This is a genomic window from Tsukamurella conjunctivitidis (genome assembly GCF_007858475.1).
Taxonomy (GTDB): domain Bacteria; phylum Actinomycetota; class Actinomycetes; order Mycobacteriales; family Mycobacteriaceae; genus Tsukamurella; species Tsukamurella conjunctivitidis.
The window spans coordinates 1-550 of the sequence record NZ_VIGX01000248.1 but is presented as its reverse complement, the minus strand read 5'-3'; the positions used below and the strand labels follow the sequence as shown (position 1 = coordinate 550).

The following is a 550-nucleotide window of genomic DNA, read 5'->3' as shown; positions in this document are numbered from 1 at the left end:
CCAGGTCCAGATGATGTGGCCGAAGAGCTCGGAGAAGTGCTCCTCGAAGGGCTGGTCCCACGGCGCCGGGACGACACCCATGAGCGGCATGATCACCACGTGGAACGCGATCCAGATCGCGACACCGTAGGCAGCGCCCTGCCAGAGCTTGATCTGGGGGAAGCGCTCGGCCACGACGGTGTAGAGCACCGCAAAGAAGATCGAGAAGCCGAAGTGGACGATGAAGGACACCCAGGGGAGCCCGTCATTGCCGTTGAAGGAGTAGGAGGAGTGGACGAAGTTGTCGGAGAAACCGAGCAGCTCCAGGAAAGCCTGGGGAGGATTGGTCACCGCGCGCTCGGGGGTGCGAGGGGGCAGCGGCACCTCCCACCCGAACTTGACGATGGCGGCGACCGCACCGGCGATGACGCCGACGAGGATCGCGACCCTGTAGTTCCTGCGGGAAGGTTCAGTCTGTGTGAGGGCCATGGCTCCAGCGTGCGCCTGCGAACGCCGTCTTTCAATGTTCGTCCGGTACGTGGGGATGTGTGGCTATCTGTGGGATGGCAAC

At 63.6% G+C, this 550-nt stretch carries 1 protein-coding gene; it reads right to left on the bottom strand.

Annotated elements, in window-relative coordinates; genetic code table 11:
• A partial coding sequence (locus tag FK530_RS25260) for a YagU family protein (protein WP_146489516.1) occupies positions 1-468 on the bottom strand: 468 nt, incomplete at its 3' end.
• Positions 469-550: the final 82 nt, after the last annotated feature.